Source organism: Variovorax paradoxus (genome assembly GCF_022009635.1).
GTDB lineage: Bacteria > Pseudomonadota > Gammaproteobacteria > Burkholderiales > Burkholderiaceae_C > Variovorax.
On sequence record NZ_CP091716.1, the window covers coordinates 2,607,357 to 2,618,084 of the forward strand.

The 10,728-nt window shown below is 65.2% G+C and carries 1 protein-coding gene; it reads left to right on the top strand.

What is annotated here, in order from left to right; genetic code table 11:
- Positions 1-38 precede the first annotated feature (38 nt).
- Positions 39-10,724, top strand: coding sequence for an Ig-like domain-containing protein (locus tag L3V85_RS12215; protein ID WP_237679463.1), 10,686 nt, complete (start codon positions 39-41; stop codon positions 10,722-10,724).
- Positions 10,725-10,728: the final 4 nt, after the last annotated feature.

Genomic DNA, 10,728 nt, shown 5'->3' on the forward strand with positions numbered 1-10,728 from the left:
GCGCGGTTGGGCATTGATTGATCTTGGTATTTGGGGGAATGATTTTGTTGCACGTTGTAGTCAAGCGCAGTGGAGAGGGCACTCGAGTCTCTGCAAATGAGGTATCGCTGAAAGAAGCCTCGATCGTTCGGGTCGACTTGCCGAAACAACAGGTCAAGGGCATGCGCCGTGTCGGCACCGACCTGGTCATCACTGCCGTTTCCGGCGAGATCGTCACTGTCCGCGGCTTCTTCTCGCCATTCGATGGGAACAAGAGCGATCTGGTGCTGGATGAGGGGCAAGGCGGTTCGTGGTTCGCCGGGCTCAGCCAGGAGCATGGCGAATTGGCCGTCAGCTACTCGGAAATCGATTCCATCGAACCTCTGATGATGCCCAAGGCATCCGATTTCGGTGTGTGGCCCTGGCTGCTTGGCGGCGGCCTGCTTGCTGGTGCGGGCGGTGGTGGCGGCGGGGGAGGGGGCGGGGGCGGAGGATCGCCGCTGCCATTTCTTGCACCACCACAGGCCTCGCCGACGCCTATCGACCGGACGCAGCCGGCCAAGCCCTCCATCAATCCGACCAACGGTGGATTGATCTCCGGTATGGCGGAGCCCGGTACCTTGGTCACCGTTATCAGCGGCACCGGCACACCGATCGGCAGCGCGACCGCTGCACCCAGCGGCACCTACGCCATCCGCCCGACCACGCCAGTGCCAGACAGTACGGTGCTTCGTGTCGTTTCGACGAATCCAGCCGGCGGCACCAGTTCCGAGGCCGTGACCACCGTGGACAACAAGGCGCCCCTGGCGCCGAGCGTCGACCCGACCAATGGCAGCCCGATCGCCGGCACGGCGGAAGCCGGTGCACTTATCACGATCAGGGACGGCGCGGGCAATGTCATCGGCAGTGCCACCGCCGCAACCAACGGCACTTACAGCGTCACGCCGGTGAGCATTCCTGCGGATGGCACGGTGCTCCGTGTTGTCGCCACCGATGCGGCGGGCAATGTCAGCCAGGCCGCGACGACCACGGTCGACAGCAAGCCGCCTGTCGCGCCGATCGTCAATCCGACCAGTGGCAGTGCGATCTCGGGTATGGCGGAGGCCGGCGCGCTGGTCACGATCAAGGACAGCAATGGCAACATCATCGGCAGCACCACTGCTGCGAGCAATGGCTCCTATGGTGTCGTCCTGGCGACCGTTCCCGCCGACGGCCGCGAGTTGCGTGTCGTTGCCATCGACCGTGCCGGCAACGCCAGCCCCGAAACCAGAATCACGGTCGACAGCAAGCCGCCTCTTGCGCCGACGGTCGATCCGACCAACGGCAGTTCGATCACCGGCACGGCGGAAGCCGATGCGGTCGTCACGATCAAGGATGGCGCGGGCAACGTCATCGGCAGTGCCACCGCCGGGAGCAATGGCGCGTACCGCATCACTCCCGCTACCAAGCTCGTGGACGGCGCCGATCTGCGCATCGCCGCCACCGACCGCGCCGGCAATGCCAGCCCGGAGGGCAGGGTAACGGTCGACAGCAAACCGCCCATCGCACCAACGGTCGAGCCGACCAACGGCAGTTCGATCACGGGCACGGCGGAAGGCGGTGCCCTGGTCCTGGTGAAAGACAGTTCAGGCAGCGTCATCGGCAGCGCCACCGCCTTGGCGGACGGCAAGTACAGCGTCCTTCCGGCAACCCCGCCGGAAGACGGCTCCGATCTGCGCGTTTCTGCCACCGACCGTGCCGGCAACACCGGCCCGGAGGCCAAGATAAGGGTCGACAGCAAGGCGCCGACTGCACCAACGGTCCATCTGACCAACGGCAGTTCGATCACGGGGGCGGCCGAAGCCGGCACCACGGTCATGGTCAAGGACGGTTCGAACAACATCATCGGCAGCACGACCGCCACGGCCGATGGCTTGTACAGCATGAGCCCTGCCACCGTTCCGGCGGACGGCACCGAACTGCGTGTCACGGCCATCGACCGTGCCGGCAACGTCAGTCCTGAAACCAGGGGCAGGGTGGATGGGCACTTGCTCGATACGCCCACCGTCAAACCGACCAACGGCAGTTCGATCACCGGCACGGCCGGAGCGGGGGCCCTGGTCACGATCAAGGACAACGCAGGAGCCGTCATCGGCAGCGCGACCGTCGCGCCCGACGGCACGTACAGCGTCACGCCGGTGATCAGCCCGGCGCATGACACCGAACTGAGCGTCGTCGCCTCCGACCCCGCGGGCAAGACCAGCCCCGAAGCCCGAGTCAAGGTCGACAGCAAACCGCCTGTCGCACCCACGATCGTCCCGACCAACGGCAGTTCGATCACAGGCATCGCAGAGGGCGGCACCCTGGTCGCCATCAAGGATGGGCTGGGCAAGCTCATCGGCAGTACGACCGCCGCGGCGGACGGTTCCTACACCGTCACCCCGTCGACCGTTATGGCCGACGGAACGGTGCTGCATGCGGTCGCGACCGACCAGGCCGGCAACGTCGGCCTCGAGGCCACGGCAACAGTCGACAGCAAGCCACCCGCGGCGCCGACGATCAACCCGACCAACGGTCGCTCGATCGCGGGCACTGCGGAAGCCGACGCACTGGTCGTGATCAAAGACGGCTCGGGCAAGGTGGTCGGCAGCACGACGGTCGCATCCGACGGCACATACGGCATGACTCCTGCGACTGCTCTGGCAGACGGCATGGTGCTGCATGCCGTTGCGACCGATCGGGCTGGCAACGCCGGCTCTGAAGCGACTGCAATCGTAGACAGCCAAAAGCCCTTCGCGCCCACCGTCAACCCGACCAACGGAAATTCGTTCACGGGTACCGCCGAGGTCGGCTCGCTCATCACGATCAAGGATGGTGCGGGCACGATCATCGGCAGCGCGACCACTGCAGCCGATGGCTGGTACAACGTCACCCCGGTGACTCCGCCCGCGGATGGCGTCGAGTTGAGCGTCGTCGCCACCGATCGCGCCGGCAATGCCAGCCCCGAAATCAGGACCACCGTCGACAGCAAGGCGCCCGTCGCACCAACAGCCAACCCGACCAACGGAAGCTTGATCACCGGGACGGCTGAAGTAGGCACCCGGGTCACGATCAAAGATGGCACGGGCGCCGTCATCGGGAGCGAGACCGTTGCAGACGATGGCAAGTACAGCATCACGCCGGCGACAAGGCCGGCGGATGGCACAGAGCTGCGCGTGGTCGCCACCGACCGTGCCGGCAACGCCAGCCTCGAAGCCAGGGTGACGGTCGACAGCAAGTCGCCGAACGAGCCGACGGTCCATCCGACGAACGGAAAGCTGATCACCGGTACAGCCGAAGCCGGCGCCTTGGTCACGATCAAGGACGGCCCGGGCAATGTCATCGGCAGCGCGACCGCCGCGAACGACGGCGCGTACAGCATCGCTCCCGCCGCCACGCTGGCAGATGGCTTCGAACTGCGCGTGGTTGCAACCGACCGTGCGGGCAACGCCAGCCTTGAAATCAAGGCCATCGTCGATGGCAATGCGCCCTTTGCACCGTCGGTCGATCCGACCGACGGCAGTCTGATCACAGGCACGGCCGAAGCCAACGTGCTCGTCACGATCAAGGACGGCACCGGCGCTGTCATCGGCAGTGCTACCGCTGGAACCGATGGAGCCTACGGCATCACGCCAACTACCAAGCCGGCAGATGGAGCGCAGCTGCGCGTCGTTGCCTCCGACCCTGCTGGCAATGCAAGCCTCGAGACCAGGGTCACGGTCGACGGCATGGCGCCCGCCGCACCAACCGCCGACCCGACCAACGGAAGCTTGATCACCGGGACGGCTGAAGTGGGCACCCGGGTCACGATCAAAGATGGCACGGGCGCCGTCATCGGCAGCGCGACCGTGGCAGACGATGGCAAGTACAGCATCACGCCGGCGACAAGGCCGGCGGACGGCACCGAACTGCGCGTGGTCGCCACCGACCGCGCCGGCAACGCCAGCCTCGAAGTCAGGGTGAAGGTCGACAGCAAGTCGCCGAACGAGCCGACGGTCAATCCGACGAACGGCAAGCTGATCACAGGTACGGCGGAAGCCGGCACCCAGGTCGTGATCAAGGATGCCGCGGGCAACATTGTCGGCAGCGCCACGGTCAAGCCCGACGGCTCCTACAGCGTTGTCCCCGCCACGACGCCCGCGGACGGCACCGAGCTGCGTGTCGTCGTCACCGACCCCGCGGGCAATGTCAGCCTCGAGGCGAGGACCATCGTGGACGGCAAGGTCCTCGACATGCCCAAGGTCGACCCCACGAACGGTCGTGCGATCACGGGGACGACCGAAGCCGGCGCCCTTGTCACGATCAAGGACAGCACCGGCGCCGTCATCGGCAGCGCCACCGCTGCAGCCGATGGCACCTACAGCATCAAGCCAGTCACCACGCCGGCAGACGGCACGCAGCTGAGCGTCGTCGCAACCGACGCAGCCGGCAATGCCAGTCCCGAGGCCAGGATCACGGTCGACGGCACCCCGCCTTCCGCGCCGACGGTCAACCCGACCAATGGCCATTCGATCACAGGCACGGCTGAGTTCGGCGCTCTGGTCACCATCAGGGATGGCGCAAATGCCGTCATCGGCAGCGCCACTGCTGCGGCCGATGGCTCGTACAGCGTGACGCCGGCGATCAGGCCTGCAAACGGCGCCGAACTGCGCATCGTGGCGACCGACCGCGCGGGCAATGCCAGCCTCGAGGCGAGAGTCACGGTCGACAGCGACCCGCCCTCGGCACCAAAGGTCAACCCGACCAACGGCAATTCGATCGCAGGCACTGCCGAGGCCCACTCGGTCGTGACGATCAAGAACGGCGCCGGCGAAGTCGTCGGCAGCGCCACCGCGGCAGCCGATGGTTCGTACAGCATCACCCTGGTGACGGCTCCGACGAACGGCACCGAGCTGTATGTCGTTGCCACCGACCGTGTGGGTAACCCCAGCACCGAGACCCGGATCACGGTCGACGGCACCCCGCCTTCCGCGCCGACCGTCAACCCGACGAATGGCTCCTCGATCACAGGCACGGCTGAGTTCGGCGCGCTGGTCACGGTCAAGGACGGCGCGGGTGCTGTCATCGGCAGCGCCACGGCGGCGACCGATGGCACGTACAGCATCACGCCGACGACCCCGCCGGCCAACGGCACCGAACTGCTGGTTGTCGCTACCGACAGTGCCGGTAACGCCAGCACTGAAGCCAAGTTCAAGGTGGACGACAAGTCGCCCGTTGCACCGACGGTCAACCCGACGAACGGCAGCGCAATCACGGGCTTCGCCGAAGACGGCGCTCTGGTCACGATCAAGGACGGCGCAGGCGCCACTATCGGCAGCGCTACTGCTGCGCTGGATGGCACGTACAGCATCACCCCGGCGACCGCGCCGGCGGACGGCGCCGAACTGCGCGTGGTTGCAACCGACCGCGCCGGCAATGCCAGCCCCGAGGTCAAGGTCACGGTCGACAGCAAGCCGCCGGCGGCACCAGTGGTCAACCCGACCAACGGCAGCGTGATCAACGGTACGGCGGAAGTCGGTGCCCTGGTCACGATCAAGGACGGTTCCGGTGCCACCATCGGCAGCGCGATTACCGCAGCCGATGGCACTTACCGTGTCGTACCCGCGACTGCGCCCGCAGACGGCGCCCAGCTTCGCGTCATTGCCACCGACCACGCCGGCAACACCAGCCTGGAAGCCGCGGCAACCGTGGACAGCAATCCGCCCCCTACACCCACGGTCAATCTGACCAGGGGCCACTCGATCACGGGCACGGCCGAAGCCGGCACCTTGGTCACGATCAAAGACGGCCTGGGCAACGCCGTCGGCAGTGCGACCGTCGGGGTCGACGGGGCGTACACCATCACCCCGGCAGCCACGCTGACGGACGGCACGGTACTGCATGTCGTCGCCGTCGATCGCGCCGGCAACACCAGCCTCGAAGCCCGCACCACGGTCGATGGCACGCCGCCTCCTGCGCCGATGCTCGATCCGAGCAACGGCCGCTCGATCACGGGCACGGCCGAAGCCGGTGCGCTTGTCACGATCAACGATGGCGCAGGCAACGTGATTGGCAGTGCGACCGCCGCGGGCGATGGCAAGTACAGCATCACCCCCGCGGCCACGCTGGCGGACGGCACTGTGCTGCACGCCGTCGCGACCGATCGCTCCGGCAACATCGGCTCCGAAGCGACTGCAACCGTAGACGGCAAGGAGCCCCTCGCACCCACGGTCAACCCGACCAACGGCAGTCCGATCACGGGCACAGCGGAACTGGATTCCATCGTCACGATCAAGGATGGTTCAGGCGCGGTCATCGGCAGCGCGAGCGTCGCGGCCGATGGCTCGTACCGTGTCATGCCGACGACCCCGCCCGCGGACGGCGCCGAGCTGAGCATCGTCGCGACCGACCGTGCCGGCAATGCCAGTGTTGAAGTCAAAGCCATCGTCGACGGCAAGGCGCCCGTTGCACCGACGGTCAACCCGACGAACGGCAGCGCGATCACGGGCTCCGCCGAAGACGGCGCTCTGGTCACGATCAAGGACGACGCAGGCAATGTGATCGGCAGCGCCACCGCCGCAGCCGACGGCAAGTACAGCATCACTCCGGCCACAGCTCCGGCAGACGGCACGGTGCTGCACGCAGTCGCCACCGACCGTGTCGGCAATGCCAGTTCGGCCGCAACGGTCACCGTCGACCGCAAGCCGCCCGTCATCGGCATCGCCATCGTCAACGACGCCAACAACGACGGCTTCATCAACGCGAGCGAGAAGGGCGCCAAGGTGACCGTGAAGGTCACGCTCGTATCCGGTGCCGCCGAGGGCGATGTCATCAGCCTCAGCAATGGCGCCGGCACCTCCAGCATCACGCTGACCGCGACGGATGTCGCCAACGGCTTCGTCGATGCCTCGTTCGACAACCCTGCCGAAGGCGAAACCTTCAGCGTCAGCGCAACCAGCCGCGACCTCCCCGGCAATGTCTCGGCACCGGCCGCGACCGACAGCGCGGTGCTCGACACCACGCTGGCCGCACCAGGCATCGGCGTTGCAAGCATCACGTCGGACAACGTCGTCAACATGGTCGAAGCCGCAGCGACTGTGGTCGTCTCCGGCACCACCACCGGCACGCAGTCGGGCGATGTCGTCACGCTCCTGGTCAACGGCGTCACCTACAGCGGCACCGTCGACGCAAGCGGCAACTGGCGCATCGACGTGGCGGGCAGCGACCTGGCGGCCGACGCCGACCGCACCGTCGCGGCCAACGTCGTCAACCACGACACGGCCGGGAACGCCTCTAGCGCCACCAGCAATCATGGATACGGCGTGAGCAGCACGGCACCGCTCGTCACCATCGACAAGCCGGTGGCGGGCGATGACCTGGTCAATGCCAGGGAAGACGACGCAGTGGTCGTCAAGGGGGCAACCGCGAATGTCGAGAACGGGCAGACCGTCACCGTCACCTTCAGCGACGGTACGAACAGCGTGACTGCAACGGCGACTGTTTCCGGCAACAGCTGGACCGCCGACCCGGCCGACATCAGCGGCCTGGCCAACGGCACCATCACCATCACGGCCGTCGTGCAAGACCTCGCACGGAATCCGGCGACCAGTACCCATGCGGTCACGCTCGACAACGTCGTGCCGGTGCAGACGGCGGAGATAACGAGCTACACCGACGACGTCGGCGGCAGCCAGGGCAGTTTCGGCGGCGGCACCCGGACGGATGACCCCAACCCGGTGCTCAATGGCAAGCTGAGCGCCGCCATCGGAACCAACGAAGCGGTGCGCGTCTACGAAGGCGCGAAGCTGCTGGGAACGGCGACGGTCAATGGCACCGACTGGACTTACGACCTGGGCTTTCTCGCGGATGGCTCGAGCCATACCTATCGGGCTGTGGTGGCCGGCGCGGGCGGTACCGAAGGCCCCATGTCGACCGACTTCATCCTGACTGCCGACTACGCCCTCACGGTCAACAGCCAGAACACCGTCGACACCACGCCGCTCGTGACCGGCACGATGCCTTTCAAGCTGACCGATGGCCAGTACATCGAAGTCACCATCGACGGCAAGACCTACAGCTCGGCCAACGGCGTGGTGCACATCGATGCGCGGCACGCGATCTGGTACGTGCAGGTGCCGGCGGCAATGGCGAGTGGCACCTACGACGTCAAGGCCGTGGTCAAGAGCGCTTCCGGCGCGCAGGTCACGACCGACGACACGACGGGCGAGTTGATCGTTTCCCCTGAACCGAAAGTGACTGTCGGAGCCACGGCCACCAGCCCGCACGAGAAGGGCACCGCCTACACGGTCGGCGAGAACGGCATGTGGCGCATCCACAGCAACCAGAAGATGATGGATGCCGATGGCACCAACAACGCCACGCTTGGCAGCTTCAGGCTGACCGCGTTGAAGAGCAACTCCAACGAAAACGGTTCCTCTAGTGACGAATACAACCCGACATATATGGGGCATAACTATGTCCAGAACGCCACGTTCATGGATTTCAACCGTGACGGGCACATGGACCTGTTCACGGAAGACAGCACTCCCAGGGACGGCCAGCAGGCATTCATCTTCAATGGCAGCAGCTATACCGCACTGCAGGTTGGCGGGCAGGACTACAACTACAAAGACAAAACTACTGCCCCTGAAGTCGCCAATTCGAACGTAGACAGCTCGTTCAGCGGCGTGGTGGCCTTCGACAAGACAGGCACCGGCTTCGTCAGCGTGGCCTATGGCAACCAGGCGCGTGAAAACAGCAGTGTCGTCACAGGAAACAGCGACTCGCAGATCGTGCTGAACAGGGACGGCAACATCCGCCACATGGTCAAGGACGCCAGTTACACGAATGCCGTGAAACCGGATTCCAGAACCGAGCAATCGAACGTCGGCAACGCCCCTTTCGACACGGAACTGTCGGGCGTCGACTTGAACAACGACGGCACGATCGATCTCGTTTATCACGCGACGGCGTACACCACGAAGATCGGCGGCCCTTCCGCAGATCCAACTTCGGCATCCACGAAAAAATCCAAAGAGCCGCACCGTCTCGTCGTTGCAAGCAACAAGGGCGACGGAACCTGGGAGAACACGCAGATCATCGAGAGCGTGTTCCAGAACATCGCCAACAAGTATGCTTTTTATGGCAATGGCATTTCCATGACATGGGCCGACTTCAATGGTGACGGCTACATGGATCTGTTCATGGGGCGCGGCTACGGGAACACGCCCGATGCGGAACATCGGAGCCGGATCCTCTTCAACGACGGCCACGGCAAGCTGGAGATGAGCGACCCGGACGACGACAAGATCGGCGGCATGCCATCGAGCATGTATACGTTTGGCAAGACCGATGGTTCTCGCGCGCTTCAGGGCGGCCCTTCGCTCGCAGTCGACTGGAACGGCGACGGCAAGATGGATGCCATCGAACTACCGGGCTTTGGCGACCTCGACGGAGTCACGCAGGAGGGCAACACGGGCCCGATCAATCTCTATACGAACAAGAGTTCGGGAAAGACGATCAATTTCGAAAGAGCTAATCTGCTCGGCGGGTCGAACACGATCGGCCTCTGGACTCGTTCTCCGGAGACCAACGATGCCGTGACCGGTGCCATCGCCGCCGACACCGACTGGGACGGCGACCGCGACCTGCTGGCGTTCACCCAGAAAGGCAACACCCGCTTCATCACCAATACCACCACGGTGGCAGACGGCACGTCGCTGCACTTCCGCATCCTCGATGCGGAAGGCATCAACGCGCTGTATGGCAACACCGTGCAACTGTTCGACTCGTCGGGCAAGCTGGTGTCCACCCAGATCATCAATCCGCAGTCCGGCAACCAGACCAACGACAGTTCCGCGATCGTCGACTTCTACGGGCTCGATCCGAGAGAGACTTACACGCTGGCAATCCTGCGCATTGCCAACGGACAGGCAGCCGATGTGGGTGGTCTGGCCAAGCTCGGCGGCAACGCCATCGAACAGGTCAATGCCGCATGGACCGGCCTGAAGGCCGGCGAGGCGAACCACGCCTTTGTGCTGACCACCGAATCCGGGACCAACGTCGCCAATGCCAACATCGCCAACGGCATCGTCGGCACCGGCTACAACGACACCTTCTTCGCCACCCAAGGCAATGACAAGTACGAAGGTGGCGGCGGCACAGTGATGGTGTCCGGCGTCAAGGCCTGGAGCAATACCGGCGGCCTGGACATCGTCGACTACAAGCTCGCAGGCGACACGCCGCTCACTATCGACTTGAGCAAAACCGGTGCGCAGAACACCGGTTTCGGCACGGCGACCTTCAGGAACATCGAGGGCCTGGCAGGTGGCCACAGCGCCGACATCTTTGTCGACAACGCGGCGGACAACCAGTTCGAAGGGCGTGGCGGCAACGACAACTTGATCCTCACAGGCGGGGGAAGGGACACGCTGCTCTACAAGCTGCTGGCAGCCAGTGACGCCACCGGCGGCAACGGTTCGGACGACGTCTACGCGTTCGAGGTCGGCGCATTCGCGGCCTGGCCCAACGCGGACCGTATCGACGTGCGCGAACTGCTGGTCGGCTTCACGCCGGCCAACGAAGCCAGCTACCTGAAGGTCTCGGTGGTCAACGGGCGCGACACGGTGATCTCCGTCGATCGCGATGGTGCTGACGGCGGCTTCGACTTCGCCCCGTTGCTGACCTTGCGCGGCGTGCAGACGGACCTGGCCACATTGCTCGCCAACCAGCAACTGGTGATGGTCTGACGCA